This is a genomic window from Vibrio viridaestus (genome assembly GCF_003856525.1).
GTDB classification, from domain to species: Bacteria; Pseudomonadota; Gammaproteobacteria; order Enterobacterales; family Vibrionaceae; genus Vibrio; species Vibrio viridaestus.
Map to the genome: position 1 here is coordinate 257,099 of NZ_RJVQ01000006.1, position 20,538 is coordinate 277,636.

A 20,538-nucleotide genomic window follows, 5' to 3' on the forward strand; every position below is an offset into this window, starting at 1 on the left:
AATCGATTAATTATAAGAATAATGGATCGTGCATTATCTACCAAATACTAGTTTTTATGATCCTGATTTTCTTTTATTAATTTTAGATCACACCCTATCTAAATATCGTTTGCCATACTTTTTTTGCTAAATGCTAAATGCTAAATGCTAAATGCTAAATGCTAAATGCTAAATGCTAAATGCTAAATGAGATAGGAAGCGTGTATTGGCAATGAATAGGGGAGGCTGATGAGACCAATAATTGCTCTTTTTTCTGCCATGATTGGAAGTTTGAGAGATTTACTCCCGATTATTTTCGTAGTGAGTTTTTTCCAGTTGGTAGTTTTGCAGCAACCCATGCCTGATTATTCAAAGATTTTGGTTGGTATCGTACTGGTAGTAGTGGGTTTAACTTTTTTTATCTTTGGACTAAACATGGCACTTTTCCCTATTGGTGAGACCCTAGCTCATGGGTTAGCGCGAAAAGGCAGTGTCACTTTTTTACTCCTGTTTTCATTCCTCTTGGGATTCGGGACTACGATTGCTGAGCCAGCACTGACATCGATTGCAGAAAAGGCTGCAGAAATAGCCGCGGATGGGGGCATGATTGGCTCAACGTTGTCTGCACAAAAAGACTACGCACAAGGATTAAGATTTACGGTTGCGTTATCCGTTGGGGTAGCAATAGTGCTTGGTGTTATGCGTATATTAAAAGGATGGCCAATCCATATCATTATTATTGGTGGTTATGTGTTAGTGGTCGTATTAACGGCCTTTGCTCCCCCGTCCATCATTGGTATTGCATATGACTCAGGCGGAGTAACCACATCCACCATTACCGTTCCTTTAGTGACCGCATTAGGCGTCGGTCTTTCTTCGGTGATTAAAGGAAGAAATCCGCTCGTCGATGGGTTTGGGTTGATTGCCTTTGCATCTTTATTGCCTATGATCTTTGTGATGTTGTATGGGATGACTGTATGATTTTGGGATTAGGCGAATTTTTGGATACACTGGTTTCGACTCTGTCGGATATTTTACCCATTGCCTCGGTTTTATTCATTTTTCAGCTCATTATTTTACGTAAGCCAATTCATCAATTTCCCAAGATTTTACTGGGATTTATCTATGTTATCCTTGGCCTAGCACTATTTCTCATGGGGCTTGAGGTGGCTTTATTTCCGTTAGGTGAAGCAATGGCTCAGCAGCTTACACATCCCGCTTTTTTAGCTGAGTTCAAATTAAGCGAGGGACCGACTATTACCTGGTTAGATTACTACTGGGTTTACTGCTTTGCTTTTTTTATTGGTTTTAGTACGACTATCGCTGAACCTTCTTTAATTGCAGTTGCGATAAAAGCTAATCAGGTTTCGGGTGGAGCAATTGGGACGTTGGGCTTGAGACTCTCTGTTGCTATGGGTGTTGCTGTCGGTATTTCTTTGGGATGTTATCGGATTGTCGTTGGTGATCCGATTCAATATTACATCATCGCGGGGTACTTGGTTGTGGTGATACAAACTCATTTTTCACCTAAATCTATTATTCCATTAGCTTACGATTCTGGTGGAGTAACCACCTCAACTGTCACGGTTCCTATTGTTGCTGCACTGGGACTTGGTCTTGCTTCTACTGTTCCAGGTAGAAGTCCACTACTAGATGGCTTTGGATTAATCGCTTTTGCTAGTCTGTTCCCAATCATTTCAGTCATGGGGTATGCGCAAATATCACAGTGGATTAATCGGCAAAATAAAACTGAAGAGGAGAACAATGATGCGATTTAAATTAATTATCGCGTTCGTTGAAGATACGAAAACGGAACAGGTATTGGATGCTGCAAGGGAGGCGGGTGCAACTGGTGCTACGGTTATTAATAACGCGAGAGGTGAAGGTGTCAATAAGAAGAAAACCTTTCTCGGTTTAACATTGGAGGTTCAGCGTGACGTCGTACTATTCGTGGTCGAAGAACACTTAGCAAGGCACATTTTAGAGACTATTGATAATGTCGGTGAGTTTGATTCTGAGTCAGGACAGGGGATAGCGTTTCAAATTGATATAGAGGATGTTGTAGGTATTTCTCATCAGGTAAAAAAACTAACTAAAGTTGTCGAGGATGAACTATGACTGATCACTCCAAAATTAAAGTGCGCGATGTAATGACTGATACTTATGCCATTATTGATGGTTTAACCACAGTCCATGAAGCGATTAAAATTGCACGGCAAACGTCAGTGAAAGCGCTGATTGTTAGAAAGCGTCACGAGGATGACGAGTTTGGCATCGTGCTCATGAACGATATAGCAAAAAAAGTTCTCGCGCAAAATCGTTCGCCAAAAAGAACAAATATTTATGAAATCATGACGAAGCCTGCTTTGTGTGTTCAGCCTGATATGAGAGTGAAGTATTGTGCTCGTCTGTTCGAGCGATTCGGTATCAGCCGTGCCCCAGTGGTAGAAAAAGGCGAAATCGTCGGTATGGTCAGTTACAACAATATCGTAATGAACGGCATGATAACGGATGACGAGGAGAACTAATTCCCATACAATATTTATGGTTTTTTTGGGTGTGGGTATTTTTATGAAATTGTTGATTGCCTCAGATATTCATGGTTCTTTGCCCGCAGTGGAAAAAGTGCTGGCGGCATATACTGCGTTACGGGCTGATTATCTGGTCTTGCTTGGGGATTTACTAAATCATGGTCCAAGGAACTCGATTCCGCTGGGGTATGACCCTGCGAGTGTTGCTGAACGGTTAAACTATTTTTCCGACAGAATCGTTGCGGTTAGGGGAAACTGTGATAGCGAAGTTGACCAGATGTTGCTCGAATTTCCTGCACTGTCTGATTTCTCATGGGTGCTTTTAGAATCTGGTCATCGTTTGTTTCTTACTCATGGTCATATATACAATCCATCAAACCATCCGAGATTGGGTGAGACCGATATATTAGTGCATGGTCATACCCATATTCCGGTTGCAGGTAAGGTAAACGATGTAACGGTTTTTAACCCTGGCTCTCCAACTTTTCCTAAAGAGAATCATCAGCCAAGCTTTGGATTCTATAGTGACGGAGCATTGGAAATCCTAGATTTTGATTACCAGCATTTGATGGGGCTAGAGCTAACAAACTGACCATTATTTTCGGTCTGAATGGCCTAGATCTCTCTCTGGGTCGATAATGTCCCTAACTCGTTGTTTAAGAACTTTCGCTTCAGGGAAACCGCCATCAGTCTTTCGTTCCCAAATTCTCGTTCCGTTGCAAAAGATTTCAAAACGTCCGCCTGTGTCTGGGTGAAGACTAACTTGAGAAATTTCTTCACTAAATGTTTGTAATAACTCCTGCGCCAGCCAAGTCGCGCGCAACATCCAATTACATTGACGGCAATAGTATATATCGATGTTTGCTTTATCCATCATTACACCAACAGTTTTATTCCAATAACGAACGTGAGAATTTCAAAGGCAATTTTTATAACACGATTGCTCAATCGTTTAACTAAGTATGCTCCCAGACTTCCGCCTAAGAATGAACCCGCTAATAGTATAGGCAACCACGGCCAGTAGATATGGGCACCGGCTACGGTAACGGCAATTCCACCGATACCGTTCCAGAAAAAACCGACACTAATCATTGTTAAAGCGATTGCTTGTTTGTAGCTGAATCCAAACCAACGAACGAGAAAAATGGTGACGAGTAACCCTGAGCCAGCAGCAATAGACCCGTTGATAATTCCAATGATGATCAAAATGATCGATCCAACGACATAACCTATTGGAGTTCGATTCAATAATAATGATTCCTGACCTAGCTGCTTTTTAAAGCGGGAATAAATCCCAAGGCCCAGAATAATGATGCCTAATAATTTTCTTGCGATTTCATCAGGTACCATAACGATAACATGAGCGCCAATAATAACGCCGATTGTCCCAACTAAAACGAGATAAAGGGTGAACTTAAATGGAAATCGTCCCGTTCTCATATGGGTTACCGTTGCTCCCAGTCCAAGAGCCACACTGGCCACTTTATGCGTTGCCAATGCTACGGAAAAAGGTAAACCAAGAAAAATTAATAAAGGAAACTGTATTAGTCCAGCACCGCCGCCTGACATCGCTGCCAACGTGTTTGATATAAGAGAGCCAATAAATAGCCCTATAGAGCTCAGTATGTCCATGATTATTCAGAATAAAGTAAAGTGGAGTCGTGATTCAGACTTGTGAGCAGCATGGTATGATCATCGACAATATCAACTCGTCTACTCTGCTGAGCATCCATTTTGAAAAATTGAGTAACTAAGTCGAGCTGCTCTGGAGTGAAGTCCTTACTCTGTTTAGACGAAATATCTTTGAATTCCGTAGGAGAAATTAAAAGATAATTTTCACTGAGTTGCCACGTTCCTGACTCCGAAACATCAATAGTCGTCTCTGGATCTTGACCCGCTTCATCAGAATACAGTTTGAGCACAGATACTCGTATATAGGTTTCATTGGGCAAATACTTAACGTTTGATGTAACGTCGACACGTTTCAGAGGGCCTACTGACTCTGCATCGTTACTGTGCTCTATGAGTGTGACAATTCTTGATTGCCATTCTCTAGACGTAACAAGCTGTTTTAACTTGTAGTTGCTACCCCAGTATAACCAGCAACTGAGTCCAAGCGAAATGAGTAAGAGTGTGGCTGCTATCTTTTTATTCATCATTCCTACCGACATAGTTTAGACAGATCGCTTTGAGTCCCGAGAACACTAATGGTTACATTACGTTCTTCGTCCTGCTGGTCGAAAATATAATTTAGGTTCAACTTATCTTCGACTCCGCCAGTTGCAATGATACGGACAGGCATCCCTTGATTAGGATGGCGCTCTTTATATTTACCAAGGCATAGTTTGATCGTTGGTATCCATTGCGACAAATCTGGGTGGTTCACCGGTGTTTCGATTGCGACATTTTCATAAGTAGCGAGAGTATTAAACTCAGTTATTTTGGGTTGATCAGATATAAAAGCAACAACAGGAATCAATAGGGTCAGTAGGAGACACAACTTGATACTCAAAGACCACTTCTTTATCGGAGAAACGGTACTGCTACTGCTTTCTTGCGGACTTACATTATTGCTAGTTATCACGGGCTCAACCGATGACACTTGAGCTAAGGCCTCAGTGGTGTCAAGTTCGGAGACTGTGTTCTGTTCTCCGGAAGATAGCTCAACATCACTAGTTTGTTGCTCAGAAGTAAGCGGTGTGACGTCTTCTTGCTTCTCTTTTGCCTGTAACGTCCCTTTTGCGGCTGTTGTTTTCTCAACATCCGAAATAAACTGATATCCACGTTTAGGAACAGTTTTTATAAACTGTGGTGATTTAGTGGAGTCATTTAGGATTTTACGTAATGTTGATATAGCTTGAGTCAAACTCGAGTCATCGACCTCAAAGCCTTGTTGCCTCCAAACAAAGTCATGTAATTCATCTCTTTTTATGACTTCTGATGGGTGGAGAACAAACATCAAAAGTATACGACTTTCATTGCTGCCGAGTCGCACAGATTCGTCACTGCTTCTATCAAACAACGTATTGCTGTTCGGATCGAATACATACTGGTCTGCTAAGATGAACTTGGTGCCTAGTGTATTCATCAATATCTTCTTTTTGTTCTTGTTGTCAAACTGACTAATTATGAATTAATTATGCTGGGTTATGAGTTAAGGACGAGTTAATAGTCGATGTTTACTGTCCATTATTGAGAGATATCATATTACATGCGTATACAGGATACTGATAAAAATTAAAAAAAACAGCGTTTTTTAACTTTTCTAGCTTGAAATCCATATTTCCAACCTCATCTTACTAGCAACGGTACGTTGTCACTAAGTAAAAGTTTGACGATGTCATCCAAACGAGAATAGTTATGGAGTACAAGATGAGCGAAACTGCTGCAAACAACAAAGAAACACGTGGGTTTCAATCAGAAGTAAAACAATTACTGCATTTAATGATCCACTCTCTTTATTCGAATAAAGAGATATTTTTACGTGAGTTGATTTCAAATGCGTCTGATGCTGCTGACAAATTACGCTTTCAGGCGCTTTCTAACCCTGATCTGTATCAGGGTGATGCCGATTTATCGGTTAAGCTTTCTTTCGATGAAGAAGCAAACACGCTGACCGTTTCCGATAATGGTATCGGTATGAACCGAGAAAGTGTTATCGAAAACCTGGGTACCATTGCGAAATCTGGCACCAAAGAGTTCTTCTCCCAGCTTTCGAATGACCAAGTCAAGGATTCTCAATTGATCGGTCAGTTCGGTGTTGGGTTCTATTCAGCATTTATTGTGGCTGATGCGGTTACTGTTCGTACTCGTGCTGCAGAAGACAGTGTCGATCAAGCTGTGCAATGGCACTCTCAGGGAGAAGGTGAATACTCTCTTGAAACCATTACCAAAGAAAGTCGTGGTACTGACATTATTCTGCATATGCGCGATGAAGGTAAAGAATTCCTGTCAGAATGGCGTCTTAAAGAGTTAGTTTCGAAATATTCTGACCACATCGGTATTCCTGTTTATATTCAGAGCATCAAACGCGATGAGGAAGGCAAAGAGACAGGTGAGAAAGAGTGGGAAAAAATCAACAAAGCGGAAGCGCTTTGGACCCGCAGCAAGTCAGAGATTACAGACGAAGAGTATCAAGAGTTTTACAAGCACGTTTCCAACGATTTTGGTGACCCATTAGTTTGGAGTCATAATCGTGTTGAAGGTAAAAACGATTACACGAGCCTACTTTATATCCCTGCTAAAGCACCTTGGGATATGATGAATCGCGATCATCGCCGCGGATTAAAACTCTATGTTCAACGTGTCTTTATTATGGATGACGCTGAGCAGTTCATGCCTTCTTACTTACGTTTTGTTCGCGGGCTAATCGATTCGAATGATCTGCCTCTAAATGTCTCACGTGAGATTCTCCAAGACAATAAAGTGACGCAATCTCTGCGTAATGCATGTACTAAGCGTGTTCTAACCACGCTGGAGCGTCTAGCTAACAATGATGAGGAAAAATACCAAAATTTCTGGAAAGAATTTGGTCTGGTCATGAAAGAAGGCCCAGCAGAAGACATGACAAACAAAGAGAAAATCGCTGGTTTGTTACGTTTCGCTTCAACTCACAATGATAGCTCTGAACAAAATGTAAGCCTGAAATCCTACGTTGAGCGTATGAAAGAAGGGCAGGATAAAATTTACTACATCACCGCAGATAGCTATGCGGCGGCGAAAAACAGTCCTCACCTAGAGCAGTTTAAGTCAAAAGGCATTGAAGTTATTTTGATGTTTGATCGCATTGATGAGTGGTTAATGAACTATCTCACTGACTTTGATGGTAAATCTTTCCAATCTATTACCAAAGCAGGCCTTGATTTATCAAAATTTGAGGATGAAGCGGAAAAAGAAAAGCACAAAGAGACTGAACAAGAGTTTAAGTCTGTTGTAGAAAGAACCAAGTCCTATTTGGGTGAGCGAGTTAAAGAAGTCAGAACGACCTTTAAGTTAGCGTCGACTCCCGCCGTTGTCGTTACAGATGACTTTGAGATCGGTACTCAAATGGCAAAACTGCTTGAGGCTGCAGGTCAGGCGGCGCCAGAGGTTAAATATATTCTCGAACTTAACCCTGAGCATACGCTAGTTAAGAAAATGGCTGATGAGCCTGATGAAGAACTCTTTGGTCGCTGGGTTGAGCTTCTGCTCGGTCAGGCGATGCTTGCGGAGCGTGGTTCTATGGACGACCCTTCTCAGTTCTTATCTGCGGTTAACGATTTACTCGTTAAAGCTTAATAAGTTAAGGTCAATACCTAGAAAGCTCGCCGGTTAGCGGGCTTTCTTTTTTAGGGCTCGAAATAAATTGGGTAGCATAAATCTGACTTTATAAATGGAATCTTTAGTCTAATTTCGATCCGAAATGATTTTTTTTATGATAGTATTCGTGCCCTGAATTTCTTTGTTTTACAGAATTCGATTTTCTGTAGAGATGATTCGTTGCAATCTCTGTTATACCGAAACTTATCGTTTTTCATTTATTTCGCAGTGAGCTTCGGTATAAAACAATATTTTCTTAAAGAGGATTTAACATGCGCATCATTCTTTTAGGTGCTCCAGGTGCAGGTAAAGGTACACAAGCTCAATTCATCATGGAAAAGTACGGCATCCCTCAAATCTCAACTGGGGATATGTTACGTGCTGCAATTAAAGCTGGTACTGAACTGGGTAAAAAAGCGAAAGCTGTAATCGATGCAGGTCAACTTGTGTCAGATGATATTATTCTGGGTCTGATTAAAGAGCGTATCGCACAACCTGATTGCGAAAATGGTTTCTTGCTAGACGGTTTTCCTCGCACGATTCCTCAAGCTGATGGTCTCAAAGAATTAGGTGTTAACGTAGATTACGTTATTGAATTTGATGTTGCAGATGACGTTATCGTTGAACGTATGGCTGGTCGTCGTGTTCACTTGGCATCAGGCCGCACTTACCACGCTGTTTACAATCCACCAAAAGTGGAAGGTAAGGATGACGTGACAGGTGAAGAACTGGTTATTCGTGAAGATGATAAAGAAGAAACTGTTCGTGCACGTCTAGACGTATACCATAATCAAACGGCTCCACTTATCGAGTACTATGGTAAAGAAGCTGCTGCGGGTAATACCACTTATTTGAAATTCGATGGTACTAAACCTGTTGATCAAGTGAGTGCGGATCTGGAAAAAGCACTTTCTTAAGATTGATTTGCTCAATAAAAAAGCGACCGATACCAGGTCGCTTTTTTTATATCTCAAGCATGATATATTTTCTCTTAAGAGTCCGTTGAATCGGGGTTTTTACTCACAGGAGCATTTATGCAGCCAGGCAAGACCGGTGTTTTGATTGCTAATTTAGGAACACCAGAACAACCAACACCTAAAGCAGTTAAGGCCTTTTTGGGGCAGTTTCTACATGATCAGAGAGTGGTGGATCTAACGCGCTGGCTTTGGTGTCCAATTTTACATGGTATTATTTTGCCTATCCGTTCACCTAAAGTGGCAAAATTATATCAGTCCATCTGGCTAGATGATGGATCTCCCCTGATGGTTTATTCTCAGCGGCAGAAGGTGAAGTTAGAAAAGCAGCTTGATATCCCAGTAGAATTAGCCATGACTTATGGCTCACCGTCGGTCGAGCAGGGGATGAAAAGATTAGCTGAAAAAGGCGTCGAATCCGTCGTTGTATTACCGCTCTATCCGCAATATTCTGCTTCGACAACGGGGTCTGTGTTTGATGCTCTTGCAAAAGTGTTATCAAAGCAAAGAGTGATTCCAAATATTCACTTCGTGCGTGATTATCATGATCATCCACTTTATATTAGAGCATTAGCCCAGTCAGTTCGTGAGAGTTGGCGTCTCAATGGACAGGGTGATTATCTGTTGTGTTCTTACCACGGTATCCCCCAACGATATGCGGACAATGGTGATATTTACCCCCTACATTGTGAACGTACAACGGAGCTACTAGCTAAAGAGTTAGGTTTAGGTTCGGATAAAATTGGTCATACTTATCAATCTAGGTTTGGGCGTGAAGAGTGGTTGCAACCCTATACGGATAAAACGTTAGAAGCTCTTCCCTCAAAAGGCGTAAAAAAGCTGGATGTAATTTCACCTGCGTTTTCAGTCGATTGTCTTGAAACATTGGAAGAAATCGCACAGCAGGGGAAAGAGTCGTTTATCGCAGCTGGAGGTGATGATTACCATTTCATTCCGTGCCTGAATGATAACGAAGCCCATATCAAGTTAATGGAGCATATTGTAAAGACAGCGCTCGTATAGCCTGTTAGACATAAATTTAAAGTAGATAGACATTTAAGAATCGGTTGGCGAAATAATATGAAAAAGTGGTATTTGTTATATTGTAAACGAGGGGAACAAGCCAGAGCTAAACAGCATTTGAGCAATCAGGGTGTAGGCTGCTTTTATCCTGAGATATCTGTTGAGAAAATTTTGCGTGGTAAAAAACAATTAACCCGCGAGCCACTATTTCCATCCTATGTCTTTGTAAATTTTGATTTTGAAGCGGGTCCATCGTTTACCACAATTCGTTCGACGAGAGGGGTGGTTGACTTTATTCGCTTTGGGAGTCACCCGAAAGAGATTGAAGAAGCACTCATCAACGAATTACAAGAACTTCAGCCAGAGCTCGATAAGGCGGCGACAGAAATGTTACCCAAGAAAGGGGAAAAAGTTCGGGTTAAAAGTGGTCAGTTTGCTGGTATTGAAGCGATATATCAGGAACCGGATGGAGAAACTCGTTCTGTCATGCTGATCAAACTGATTAACAGCCCTGTCACAATGAGCATCAGTAATAAAGATCTCGAATTATAGAAAGATATAAAAGTTCGGGTGGTAAAAAAGGCGATGAACCGTTAAATTCATCGCCTTTTTACATACTAAGAAGTCATTTCAAAGCAAATTAATAAGCGTCTTTGTGAACACTTTTAACTGCTCGACCTGAAGGGTCGGCCATGTTTTTAAATGACTCATCCCATTCAATTGCTTTTGCAGATGAACACGCAACAGATGGACCACCAGGTACACAGTGAACAGCAGACTCAAGAGGGAATAGCTCCTCAAAAATCTCACGGTATACATAACCTTCTTTTGTTGTTGGCGTGTTGTATGGGAAGCGGAATTTTGCCGTTTCCATTTGTTGATCAGTGACTTTCTCTGCAGCAGTTGCTTTTAGAGTGTCAATCCAGTTGTAACCTACACCATCAGAGAACTGTTCTTTCTGGCGCCACGCGATTGATTCTGGTAGGTAGTGTTCAAAGCACTCACGAAGGATGTGTTTTTCCATTTTACCATTGCCACACATTTTATCTTTCGGGTTCAGGCGCATCGCAACGTCAATAAACTCTTTATCCAAGAATGGTACTCGGCCTTCAACACCCCAAGCGGCGAGAGATTTGTTTGCACGAGCACAGTCAAACATGTTCAAAGCAAGCAATTTACGTACGGTTTCTTCATGGAATTCTTTCGCGTTTGGTGCTTTATGGAAGTATAAGTAACCGCCAAAGATTTCATCAGCACCTTCTCCAGAGAGCACCATTTTAATGCCCATAGCTTTGATTTTGCGACCCATCAAGTACATTGGTGTAGACGCGCGAATGGTGGTTACATCATATGTTTCGATATGGTAGATAACATCACGTATCGCATCCAAACCTTCTTGGATTGTATAAGTCATCTCATGGTGAACAGTACCGATTTGCTCTGCAACTTCACGAGCGGCTTTAAGGTCTGGAGCACCTTCTAAACCAATTGCGAATGAGTGAAGTTGTGGCCACCATGCAGCAGATTTTTCATCGTCTTCAATACGCATTGCAGCATAGCGTTTTGCTACTGCGGATGTAATTGATGAGTCAAGACCACCAGAAAGAAGCACACCGTATGGTACGTCTGTCATAAGTTGACGTTTAACTGCTGCTTCAAGTGCTTCAGTTAACTCTTCTTTACTCGTTACGTTATTTTCAACAGCTGCAAATTCATTCCAGTCACGAACATAGTAACGCACAGGCTCTGCATCTTTAGAACCATAGTAGCTACCTGGAGGAAATTCACTGATTGTTTTGCAAACAGGAACAAGTGCTTTCATTTCTGAAGCAATATAGTAGTTACCGTGTTCATCCAAACCTTGGTACATTGGGATAATACCAATATGGTCGCGACCAACAAGATATTCGTCTTTTTCTTCATCGTAAAGAACGAAAGCAAAGATACCGTTCAGTTCTTCTAGTAGATCCGCGCCCATATCTTCATAAAGAGCTAGGATTACCTCACAGTCAGAATCTGTTTGGAAATCGTATTTTCCCTCGTAACGAGCACGAATTTCTTTGTGGTTATAAATTTCACCATTAACGGCAAGAATGTGTTTTCCATTTGGGCTGTATAATGGCTGCGCACCACTATTTAAACCAACAATTGCCAAACGCTCGTGAGCAAGGATTGCTCTATCCGATGCGTAAATTCCTGACCAGTCTGGACCGCGGTGGCGTAGTTTTTTTGACATTTCAAGTGCAACAGGTCTTAGTGCTGCTGCGTCGCTCTTAATGTCTAGAATCCCAAATATCGAACACATACTCATTCCTTTATTTATATTATTTAACTTGATGGCCTAAATTTGCCACTTTCATTAAAAAAAACAACCCAAAAATAGTAAAAATCTTAAATAAACTTGTTGGTGTTAAATATTTTCTAATTTTTTCAATGTTTGAGTTGATGGTTTTTAAAAGTAGGTAAAAATTAGCCAGTTTCCTTACACCACATCGCCATTTTGGTTATCAAAAGATGGCTCTAATTCTCGGCAGACATGACGAGCAAAACCACTACCAGCTTCGCTGTAGACGTTAAATGCTGCGTGAGCTCCCGATTCTAACAGAGTATCTATCTGATCCGGATAGTCAGCGATTGCTGCAATTTTACCTTCAAATCCGAGGTTTTTAAGTTGCTGTAAAGCTATCTCATTAGCTTGATGATGAGGCATTGCAAGTAATACAAGCTTTACATTACCGGTGTCGATTATGCGTGACCAAAAGTCACTATCCATCGCATCACCGGCTATGACGTTTTTACCATTTTCTCTATGTTCTGCGACTGTATCGTCACGAACTTCAATTCCCAAACATATTTGTCCGTAGCGTCTTTCTAGCTCTTCGTACGCGCCAGCACCGATACGTCCCATACCTAGAATCAGTACCTGAGCTTTTCCTGGACGGATAAGCTGATCTTTACTGTGAAGTCTATCTGCGCTCACTTCATGCAAAAACTTCCGGTTATTCTGATAAAGAGCGTTGCTCAATTTATTCAATGGGGCTGAAACTAAAAATGACAGTGGTACCGAAACAGCTAGCGCAACCAGAAGGTCTGTATTAATCCATCCCGACTTATAGGCCAAACCACCGACAATAAGACCAAACTCACTGAAGTTCAAAAGAGTAAGTGTCGTCAAAAAGCTAGTTCGAACACGAAAGTGAAAGCGATTAATAACCCAGTAATACAGAACGGCTTTCAGAGGGAGGAGCAGTAGTAGAACGAAAGCGAGTATAATGCCGGCTAATGTCAGTTCCGCATCTAAGCCAATATTCAAGAAAAAGCACACAAGGAATAGCTCTTTCAAGTTAAAAAGAGATTTTGAAAGTTCAGACGCTTTTGTGTGACCAGCGAGAAGCATTCCCATCACAATAGCACCGAGGTCGGGTTTCAGGCCAACTAGCTTAAACAGACCGGCTCCAACCACCAGTGCGAAGAAAATACCAAACAGCACCAACATTTCACCATGTCCAACACTATCTAATAGTTTGTAGAATAATGGACGTAGAAAAGGCAGAACAAATAACGCGATAGCGTACCATTCAGGCAGCTTGCCCGTGGACGCTGTAAGGAATAGAACAGCGAAAATATCCTGCATTACGAGAATACCTATCGCTAAGTTACCGTAGGTAGAATTGATTTCGCCTTTCTCTTGTAGAGATTTAACCGCGAATACTGTACTTGAGAACGAGAGTGCAAAGCCAACGATAGCTAGACTTTCGAGTGAAAGTCCTGACAAGCTGGAAATACCAAGTAGTTGCAAGCCAAAGAGTAGAGCAGTTAGCACCAATGTTGATAGGACATTATGTATCGTCGATCCTAACCATACCTCTTTTGCCAGCAGTGTTTTGATATCGAGTTTAAGACCTATTGTAAATAGAAGTAGGGTGACACCCAAGTCTGATAAGGTAGTGATAGTCTCGGATGACTCAACACCATAAGTATGCAGCGCAAAACCGGCAAGTAAAAAACCTACCATTGGAGGCAGTTGAAGTTTGAGCGCTATAATTCCAGCGATAAACGCTGTCGTTAAAACAAAAAGATCCATTTTATCTTTTAATTATCATTAAATTGAAGGCGACAGGCATATTACCATATCACCTTCAGATGTATGCAGTGCGTCGATTATTCGCCGAGTAATTTTTGTAACAATACACCATTAAGCATGGCTCGTTTAATCATAGCAAACGCAGCAATAGTTGGTTGTTTATATACTTGTGAAGCCACAATCGGTAGGTTGTTGTAAAATGCTTTAAGCGATTGGCTTTGAACATTACGCTCTATTGCAGGAAATATCAGTTCTTTCGCTGTTGTCACTTGACCAGCGATGACAATTTTCTGAGGATTAAATAGATTGACGGTAATCGCGACCGCTTTACCAACATGGTTACCCACATTGATCAGAATCTGGCGAGACAATTCATCCCCCAAGTTTGCGTGAGCACAAATATCATCAATACCAAAGCTGTTTAACTCGCTGAGAGAGGATGGGTGACCTTGCTCAAGTAATCGGTGGACTCGACGTAAAATCGCGGGGTTTGATGCTACTGTTTCAAGACAACCGAAATTGCCACACTGACAGCGATCGCCTAAAGGGTCAATTTGCACATGCCCAATTTCACCTACATTCCGGTTGTAGCCTAGAAAGATTTGACCGTTAACAATCATGCCAGCACCGGTACCGCGCCCGATACTAATAAGAATAGAATCCTGAGTGTCCTGGCTTGCGCCAAAATAATGTTCAGCTAACGCGAGACCTCGAATGTCATTACCTATAAAACATTCGACGCCAAAGTGATCTCGAATAATGTCACCGAGCGACAGTGCATCAATTTCAACGTTATGCATGTATTCGACAACACCCAACTCTGGGTTAACTAAACCAGGTAGTACAACACCAATTGCGATAAGGTGTTCAATTAAACGACTGTGCTGGGTGATAAACGTGCGAATATGATCAATCAAACCCTCGATAAGTTCACTTTGATGCAGATAATTAAATTCGTGATACTCTGACACAATCTCAGTCGCACCAAGATCGTAAAGAGAAATTTGCACATAGTCTCTGCCTAGGCGAACAGCAATCGAATGAAAGGGTTGAGTTTCGGTTTTTAATGATATGGCGCGCCTGCCACCTGTAGATGCCTGTTGGGCGACCTCTCTAATCAGGCCTTTTTCCAACAATTGCCGCGTTATTTTTGTTACACTGGCTGGAGCGAGCTGACTGAGCTCTGCCACTTGAATACGAGAAATCGGTCCTTTTTGATCGATAAGCCGATAGACCGCTGCACCATTTAATTGCTTAACTAAATCGACATTACCTTTTTGTGCGCCATTCATTACTAATTTGCTCGACTAAATACATGCTTGGGGAGCGTAAATGCAATAAGATTCGTGCTCCATTTCTGTTTGTGAAGTAATGATTCGACGTAGTTGAGCCATAAAATGCGTAAAGAAACGATTTAAACTACCAGCGACTTACCATGGTGAGGAAATTTTATATTTACTTCACCGTGTTACCTTCAACAACTTCAACGGTTAATATACTTTTTTGATTGTAAAAATAAAGTCGTGTTCTTGAGTTATAAGTCCATCGTGTGGGATAGGTCACTTTATTTGGTAACGTTATGGAATATGAGCGCTTAAATCGAAAGCGATCTGTTAATTAGTGACCAGATAGATAGGAATATCTGGAGAAAAAACGAAATATTGATAAATATTCGAGAGATAATATTGTGCATTGCACAATAATTGTGGATCATTACGGTCAATTAAGGTTTGTGCTTGTCACTATAGATACAAGTACTCTGGCAATACTAACGTTTTTGAGGTGATATAGATGAGTGAAGCTGAGGCTCGTCCATCGAATTTCATCCGTCAGATCATTGATAAAGATCTTGCGGAAGGTAAACATACAAGTGTTCATACTCGATTTCCACCAGAACCAAATGGATATCTTCACATAGGCCATGCGAAGTCTATCTGTTTGAACTTTGGTATTGCACAGGACTATCAGGGGCAGTGTAACCTTCGTTTTGATGATACTAACCCTGAAAAAGAAGATATTGAATACGTTGAGTCTATTAAGAAAGACGTTAACTGGCTTGGCTTTGAATGGGCAGGCTCTATCCATTATTCTTCCGATTACTTCGATAAGTTACACGGATATGCGGTTGAGCTGATTCAAAAGGGGTTAGCTTATGTTGAAGAGCTTACACCAGAGCAAATTAGAGAATACCGTGGTACGTTAACTCAACCAGGTAAAGACAGTCCTTATCGCGATCGTTCTGTGGAAGAAAACCTTGAGCTATTTGAAAAAATGAGAGCGGGTGGCTTTAAAGAAGGTGAAGCGTGTTTGCGTGCCAAAATCGATATGGCTTCTTCTTTTATCGTGTTACGTGATCCTGTGATATATCGTGTTCGTTTTGCTACGCATCACCAGACGGGTGATAAGTGGTGTATTTATCCGATGTATGACTTTACTCACTGTATTTCAGATGCGCTCGAAGGTATCACGCACTCATTGTGTACCCTTGAGTTCCAAGATAACCGTCGTCTTTACGATTGGGTCTTAGACAACATTTCTATTGGTTGCCATCCTCGCCAGTATGAGTTTAGTCGTCTAAACCTCGAATATACTGTAATGTCAAAACGTAAGCTCAATCAATTAGTGACTGAAAAATTGGTTGATGGCTGGAATGACCCACGTATGCCAACGATTTCCGGTCTTCGTCGCCGAGGATTTACGGCCGCATCTATTCGCGAGTTTTGTAAACGTATTGGTGTGACAAAGCAAGATAATACGATTGAGTTTAGTTCTTTAGAGTCATGTATTCGTGATGATCTGAATGAGAATGCGCCAAGAGCAATGGCAGTACTTGATCCAGTAAAAATCGTCATCGAAAACTTTGATGCAGACAAAGTAGAATATGTATCTGCGGCCAATCATCCTAATAAGCCAGAGATGGGCGAACGTGAAGTACCATTTACCCGTGAGCTATGGATTGAACGTGAAGACTTTCGTGAAGAAGCTAACAAGAAGTATAAGCGCTTGGTGTTAGGTAAAGAAGTTCGGTTACGTGGTGCCTACATTATTAAGGCTGAGCGTATTGAAAAAGACGACAACGGCGAAATCACGACTATCTACTGTACTTATGATGTGGACACTTTAGGCAAGAATCCTGAAGATGGTCGCAAAGTTAAGGGCGTTATCCACTGGGTATCGGTTGAGAAAGGTCTTCCAGCTGAGATTCGTGTTTATGAGCGTCTGTTTACAGTACCAAATCCTGGAGCTGCAAAGGATTTTGCATCGACAATCAATCCAGACTCGCTAGTGAAATTGCAAGGCTTCGTTGAACCAAGCTTACAAAGCGCAGAACCAGAAAAAGCATTCCAATTTGAGCGAATGGGCTATTTCTGCGCAGATAGCATTGATTCTAGTGCTGAAAAACTTGTCTTTAACCGTACTGTCGGTTTGAGAGATACATGGGCAAAAATTGAAGGAAAATAATCCTTTATTGGAAATGCTCATCTATACTTTACAAAAGCCAGCTTTGCTGGCTTTTGTCACTATAAAAGCAAAGAAAATACAACAAAATATGTGAGAAAAGAGAAAATATTGAAGTCAAAACACATTTTTTCTTGTTCTACTATAGTTTTGCTCACGTATTCCGATATATTTAACAGATTATTAATTTTATATTATCAAAAGCACGTAGCTGAGCCTTATATGCGTCATTTTTTAAAACGTCTGCTAGTTGGTATGACTTTAGCAGTCGTGACACAGAATTCTTTTGTCAGTGCAGCGGGTATTCGTCTAGTTGGTCCGCAGGGACAAGTGCAGGATGCACCTCAATATAACCAGTCTGTTGGCGGGAATACTGCGCTTCCTGATAACGGACAACCTTCGCGTTTTTATGGTCCTACAGGACAAAACGAAACATTGTGGTCAATCGCCAGTCGATTAAGACCAACGAATCAAGTCACAGTACAACAAACACTACTTGCGATTTTTGAACTAAATCCAGAAGCCTTTGAAAATCAAAATATACATACGCTAATACCAGGGAGTACGCTGCGTGTTCCTTCTTTAGAGCAGGTTTCAAGTGTTTCAACGGCTCAGGCTGTGGCGGTTATGAAAGCTCACCAAGCTCGCTTGGATCGGCAAGTCGCATCGCAAAGAAGAGCTACTACTCCATCTCAAAATGCGACATCCACTGCGCCTGCTAAACCGCCAGAACAAGCGTCTCAGACTGCAAGTAATCAACCTCAACAACCGACGACACCAGAGCCGGAGTCTCCGCCTACCGATACGGCTAATAACCTGCAAAGTAAGCTCGCAGAAATCACTCAGCCTGATGTTCCTAACTTAAGTTCTGTTAATCAGAACGACAGCGAAAACCTACTTGCATTAGAAGAAAAAAATCACCGTCTGATGCTCAAGTTGTCAGAGGTTCAGTCTGAAGTTGATAACTTGAAATCGAACTTAGATGATGAAGCTCGTATTCGTTCAGAAGTTGAAAAACTGCTTGCTGAAGAGAAAAGGAAAGCTGAAGAAGCGGCTAAGCTCGCACCATCAACGCTAGATAACCTTTTATCGAAATGGTGGGTTGTGGCGGCTCTGGGAATTATTCCCGGTGCCTTGCTGGCGTTCCTGATTACGTTGTTCATGCGTAAGCGTAATAAAGAAGATGCTGAACCTACTCAGCCAGTTGTTAATCCAGAGCAGCCAGAATCTGTCAATATCGGTGACCCATCGTCCTCTTCTGACGATGTCGATGATTTGATGCTCGACGATGACTTATTCTCAGCGGATGACAATGACGAAGACTCAATTAATACCGATGACGTGTTTGCTGAGTTGGATGATGACGACCTAGATTTAAATCTCGAAGATGAATCTGCCGATGATCTGTTCTCCGCTATTGACGATGATGGCGATTTTACAGGTGCTCCAATTGATGACGAGTTAACGGAAAGTGCTAATGGAATTAGCGTTAACGATGACAAAGCTCTCGGTTTGGAAGAAATGGAGAAAGCATTGGATGAGGTTGCTAATGACCTTGATGATGACTTTGACCTTTCTGACGATGATAACGAGTTAATTTCGCAAGATGATCTGGAAAGCTTGCTGGCTGGAGCTGAGGAACTGGATGAGTTAGATGATCTAGAGGATAAACCGTTATCTGGAGACGAAAGTCTAGACGAATTCGATGTAGGTGATGCTGCTATTGCCTCTGATGATGATTTAGAAGACCTGTTCAGTAGCATTGAATCCCAAGCAGATCTCGACGAGTTAGAAAAAAATGCGGTTGATGCCGATGATGTGGAATTGTCGGAAGAACCAATGGAAGAAAGCGATATCGCTCTTCTCGATGAATTGATTGAAGAAGATGAAGCTGAAAACGCCGATTGGGATAAGGAACTTGAAGAGCTCTCCGGATTTGATCTTTCTAGTGATGATGACGATTTTGATGATGAATTGCTCTCTTCTTCGGACGCAACCCTAGATGAAATTCTGGAAGAAGACAAAAAATCTGACGTTGAGACTGAGTCAGATGATGAAGAACTGGATGACTTTAGTAACGATCTTGATGCTCTAGACGAGTTATTCGAATCGACAGTTAGTCAAGAAGAACAACCTGATAATACATTTGTTGATGATCCTGAGCTCCCAGCTGATCCAATCGATGATGGTACGGAATTCCTTGATGAACTAATTGAAATCGAACAAAGTGCGCAGGAGCCCGAACCATCGGCTGAAGTTGTTGAAGACAATGAAGAGACCACAGCGTTTAACAGTGACGATTTCATTGATGATCTCATTGACTCGATTCCTGAGAATGATCCGCTCCTAGAAGATATCGACCTTGAAAATGAGCAGGGAGAGGATTTTGACTTTAATCCGGAGATTGAAGGACAGGATAGTGATTCTGATGACGATATTGAATCAGGGCCGGAGCACGAAGTTGAGCGCGAAACGGCAACACCAAACGAATTCGGTGTTCCCCAAGATGAAGACTGGTTGATAGATGAAGAGGACGCTTCAGAGAATATCGAGGCCGATGAAATAGCTGAGATTGAAGAGCCTCAAGAAGTTCAGAACGAAAATGTTGCAGAAGAGCCATTAACTCAAGGCGCGGACGTTGTTATCGAAAATGACGATGTCATTGAGAGTGACAATTTACTTCAAGAGCCTGACGTAGACTCAAGCGTGAGTAATGATGTACTCGAGAGTCCTGGTGAAGCCTCTATCACTGAACCTGAACTCGACGAAGCGATAGCCGAAGACGAGGTTGAACCTGAGGATACTCTGGCTCAGTTTGAGGACGCTGAAGCAGAAGATGAAGAACTCCCTGAGCTAAGTGAAGACGATTTACTCGAAGAAGCGGAATCAGAGTCATCTAAGATCGCGGATGCTGACGAGAGTGGCGAGCCTGGAGACGCTGAGCCGGAAGGTGTGCTGGCGGAGCTTACTGATGATGAGCTTCCTGAATTTGACGAAGACGATACGTTAGTCGAGTCACAAGCAGAGGAAGAGACTGACGAAGCCACTGCTGAAGACGTTGATGCTATCGCGGGTGAAGAGCTACCAGAATTAAGCGAAGACGATCTACTCGAAGAAGCGGCATCAGAGCCATCTGAATTAGCGGATGCTGACGAGAGTGGCGAGCCTGGAGACGCTGAGCCGGAAGATG

At 41.9% G+C, this 20,538-nt stretch carries 18 protein-coding genes; 11 read left to right on the top strand and 7 right to left on the bottom strand.

The window, feature by feature from the left end; genetic code table 11:
• Positions 1-228 precede the first annotated feature (228 nt).
• The 5 genes from EES38_RS15000 to yfcE are packed head-to-tail and all read left to right on the top strand — an operon-like array spanning position 229 to position 3,102.
• Positions 229-960, top strand: coding sequence for a DUF1538 domain-containing protein (locus EES38_RS15000; RefSeq protein ID WP_124938024.1), 732 nt, complete (start codon positions 229-231; stop codon positions 958-960).
• The gene (locus EES38_RS15005) at positions 960-1,757 is read left to right on the top strand and encodes a DUF1538 domain-containing protein (RefSeq protein WP_439333261.1); all 798 of its coding nucleotides are present in this window, start codon (positions 960-962) and stop codon (positions 1,755-1,757) included. The genes EES38_RS15000 and EES38_RS15005 overlap by 1 nt, the downstream gene beginning before the upstream one ends.
• On the top strand, positions 1,747-2,097 hold the full coding sequence (locus EES38_RS15010; protein WP_124938048.1) for a P-II family nitrogen regulator: 351 nt from the start codon (positions 1,747-1,749) through the stop codon (positions 2,095-2,097). The genes EES38_RS15005 and EES38_RS15010 overlap by 11 nt, the downstream gene beginning before the upstream one ends.
• Complete coding sequence (locus EES38_RS15015) at positions 2,094-2,507, top strand: CBS domain-containing protein (RefSeq protein WP_124938026.1); 414 nt, start codon at positions 2,094-2,096, stop codon at positions 2,505-2,507. The genes EES38_RS15010 and EES38_RS15015 overlap by 4 nt, the downstream gene beginning before the upstream one ends.
• Before the next feature lie 43 nt (positions 2,508-2,550).
• Positions 2,551-3,102, top strand: coding sequence for a phosphodiesterase (gene yfcE / locus EES38_RS15020; RefSeq protein WP_124938027.1), 552 nt, complete (start codon positions 2,551-2,553; stop codon positions 3,100-3,102).
• A 3-nt stretch (positions 3,103-3,105) separates the two neighbouring features.
• On the opposite strand, the gene EES38_RS15025 is transcribed toward yfcE, so the two are convergent.
• From EES38_RS15025 to EES38_RS15040, 4 genes are read right to left on the bottom strand one after another with little or no spacing between them, the layout of a single operon-like run.
• Positions 3,106-3,384: an Rdx family protein gene (locus tag EES38_RS15025; protein ID WP_124938028.1), complete on the bottom strand. Its 279-nt coding sequence runs from the start codon at positions 3,382-3,384 to the stop codon at positions 3,106-3,108.
• Positions 3,385-3,386: 2 nt separating this feature from the next.
• The gene (locus EES38_RS15030) at positions 3,387-4,142 is read right to left on the bottom strand and encodes a sulfite exporter TauE/SafE family protein (protein WP_124938029.1); all 756 of its coding nucleotides are present in this window, start codon (positions 4,140-4,142) and stop codon (positions 3,387-3,389) included.
• Between the two features lie 2 nt (positions 4,143-4,144).
• Positions 4,145-4,669, bottom strand: a complete 525-nt coding sequence (locus EES38_RS15035) for a regulatory protein ToxS (RefSeq protein WP_124938030.1) — start codon at positions 4,667-4,669, stop codon at positions 4,145-4,147.
• Between the two features lie 2 nt (positions 4,670-4,671).
• Positions 4,672-5,598: a winged helix-turn-helix domain-containing protein gene (locus EES38_RS15040; protein ID WP_124938031.1), complete on the bottom strand. Its 927-nt coding sequence runs from the start codon at positions 5,596-5,598 to the stop codon at positions 4,672-4,674.
• Positions 5,599-5,882: 284 nt separating this feature from the next.
• Here EES38_RS15040 and htpG point away from each other — a divergent pair, with 284 nt between their 5' ends.
• From htpG to rfaH, 4 genes are all read left to right on the top strand, one after another.
• Positions 5,883-7,787 carry a molecular chaperone HtpG gene (gene htpG / locus EES38_RS15045; protein WP_124938032.1) on the top strand — a complete coding sequence of 635 codons (1,905 nt, stop codon included), beginning with the start codon at positions 5,883-5,885 and terminating at the stop codon, positions 7,785-7,787.
• 293 nt (positions 7,788-8,080) lie between these two features.
• On the top strand, positions 8,081-8,725 hold the full coding sequence (gene adk, locus EES38_RS15050) for an adenylate kinase (protein WP_124938033.1): 645 nt from the start codon (positions 8,081-8,083) through the stop codon (positions 8,723-8,725).
• A 117-nt stretch (positions 8,726-8,842) separates the two neighbouring features.
• Positions 8,843-9,805, top strand: a complete 963-nt coding sequence (gene hemH, locus EES38_RS15055) for a ferrochelatase (protein WP_124938034.1) — start codon at positions 8,843-8,845, stop codon at positions 9,803-9,805.
• 57 nt (positions 9,806-9,862) lie between these two features.
• Positions 9,863-10,357, top strand: a complete 495-nt coding sequence (gene rfaH, locus EES38_RS15060) for a transcription/translation regulatory transformer protein RfaH (protein WP_124938035.1) — start codon at positions 9,863-9,865, stop codon at positions 10,355-10,357.
• 88 nt (positions 10,358-10,445) lie between these two features.
• Here rfaH and asnB read toward each other — a convergent pair whose 3' ends face one another.
• From asnB to nagC, 3 genes are all read right to left on the bottom strand, one after another.
• Positions 10,446-12,110: an asparagine synthase B gene (gene asnB / locus EES38_RS15065; RefSeq protein ID WP_124938036.1), complete on the bottom strand. Its 1,665-nt coding sequence runs from the start codon at positions 12,108-12,110 to the stop codon at positions 10,446-10,448.
• Between the two features lie 177 nt (positions 12,111-12,287).
• Positions 12,288-13,889 carry a cation:proton antiporter domain-containing protein gene (locus EES38_RS15070; protein WP_124938037.1) on the bottom strand — a complete coding sequence of 534 codons (1,602 nt, stop codon included), beginning with the start codon at positions 13,887-13,889 and terminating at the stop codon, positions 12,288-12,290.
• 77 nt (positions 13,890-13,966) lie between these two features.
• Complete coding sequence (gene nagC / locus EES38_RS15075) at positions 13,967-15,181, bottom strand: DNA-binding transcriptional regulator NagC (RefSeq protein WP_124938038.1); 1,215 nt, start codon at positions 15,179-15,181, stop codon at positions 13,967-13,969.
• A 499-nt stretch (positions 15,182-15,680) separates the two neighbouring features.
• Between nagC and glnS the strand changes: the two genes are divergently transcribed.
• Entirely contained in the window at positions 15,681-17,351 is a 1,671-nt protein-coding gene (gene glnS / locus EES38_RS15080; RefSeq protein WP_124938039.1) for a glutamine--tRNA ligase, read from the top strand.
• A 219-nt stretch (positions 17,352-17,570) separates the two neighbouring features.
• A partial coding sequence (locus EES38_RS15085; protein ID WP_279432218.1) for a FimV/HubP family polar landmark protein occupies positions 17,571-20,538 on the top strand: 2,968 nt, incomplete at its 3' end.

What these genes read in the sequence shown, in the direction of transcription:
- adk (WP_124938033.1), top strand. Translation starts at nt 8,081, where the DNA reads ATGCGCATCATTCTTTTAGGTGCTCCAGGTGCAGGTAAAGGTACACAA.
- EES38_RS15030 (WP_124938029.1), bottom strand. Translation starts at nt 4,142, where the DNA reads ATGGACATACTGAGCTCTATAGGGCTATTTATTGGCTCTCTTATATCA.
- EES38_RS15040 (WP_124938031.1), bottom strand. Translation starts at nt 5,598, where the DNA reads ATGAATACACTAGGCACCAAGTTCATCTTAGCAGACCAGTATGTATTC.
- EES38_RS15000 (WP_124938024.1), top strand. Translation starts at nt 229, where the DNA reads ATGAGACCAATAATTGCTCTTTTTTCTGCCATGATTGGAAGTTTGAGA.
- EES38_RS15070 (WP_124938037.1), bottom strand. Translation starts at nt 13,889, where the DNA reads ATGGATCTTTTTGTTTTAACGACAGCGTTTATCGCTGGAATTATAGCG.
- yfcE (WP_124938027.1), top strand. Translation starts at nt 2,551, where the DNA reads ATGAAATTGTTGATTGCCTCAGATATTCATGGTTCTTTGCCCGCAGTG.
- hemH (WP_124938034.1), top strand. Translation starts at nt 8,843, where the DNA reads ATGCAGCCAGGCAAGACCGGTGTTTTGATTGCTAATTTAGGAACACCA.
- EES38_RS15025 (WP_124938028.1), bottom strand. Translation starts at nt 3,384, where the DNA reads ATGGATAAAGCAAACATCGATATATACTATTGCCGTCAATGTAATTGG.
- EES38_RS15015 (WP_124938026.1), top strand. Translation starts at nt 2,094, where the DNA reads ATGACTGATCACTCCAAAATTAAAGTGCGCGATGTAATGACTGATACT.
- htpG (WP_124938032.1), top strand. Translation starts at nt 5,883, where the DNA reads ATGAGCGAAACTGCTGCAAACAACAAAGAAACACGTGGGTTTCAATCA.
- glnS (WP_124938039.1), top strand. Translation starts at nt 15,681, where the DNA reads ATGAGTGAAGCTGAGGCTCGTCCATCGAATTTCATCCGTCAGATCATT.
- EES38_RS15035 (WP_124938030.1), bottom strand. Translation starts at nt 4,669, where the DNA reads ATGATGAATAAAAAGATAGCAGCCACACTCTTACTCATTTCGCTTGGA.
- asnB (WP_124938036.1), bottom strand. Translation starts at nt 12,110, where the DNA reads ATGTGTTCGATATTTGGGATTCTAGACATTAAGAGCGACGCAGCAGCA.
- EES38_RS15010 (WP_124938048.1), top strand. Translation starts at nt 1,747, where the DNA reads ATGCGATTTAAATTAATTATCGCGTTCGTTGAAGATACGAAAACGGAA.
- nagC (WP_124938038.1), bottom strand. Translation starts at nt 15,181, where the DNA reads ATGAATGGCGCACAAAAAGGTAATGTCGATTTAGTTAAGCAATTAAAT.
- rfaH (WP_124938035.1), top strand. Translation starts at nt 9,863, where the DNA reads ATGAAAAAGTGGTATTTGTTATATTGTAAACGAGGGGAACAAGCCAGA.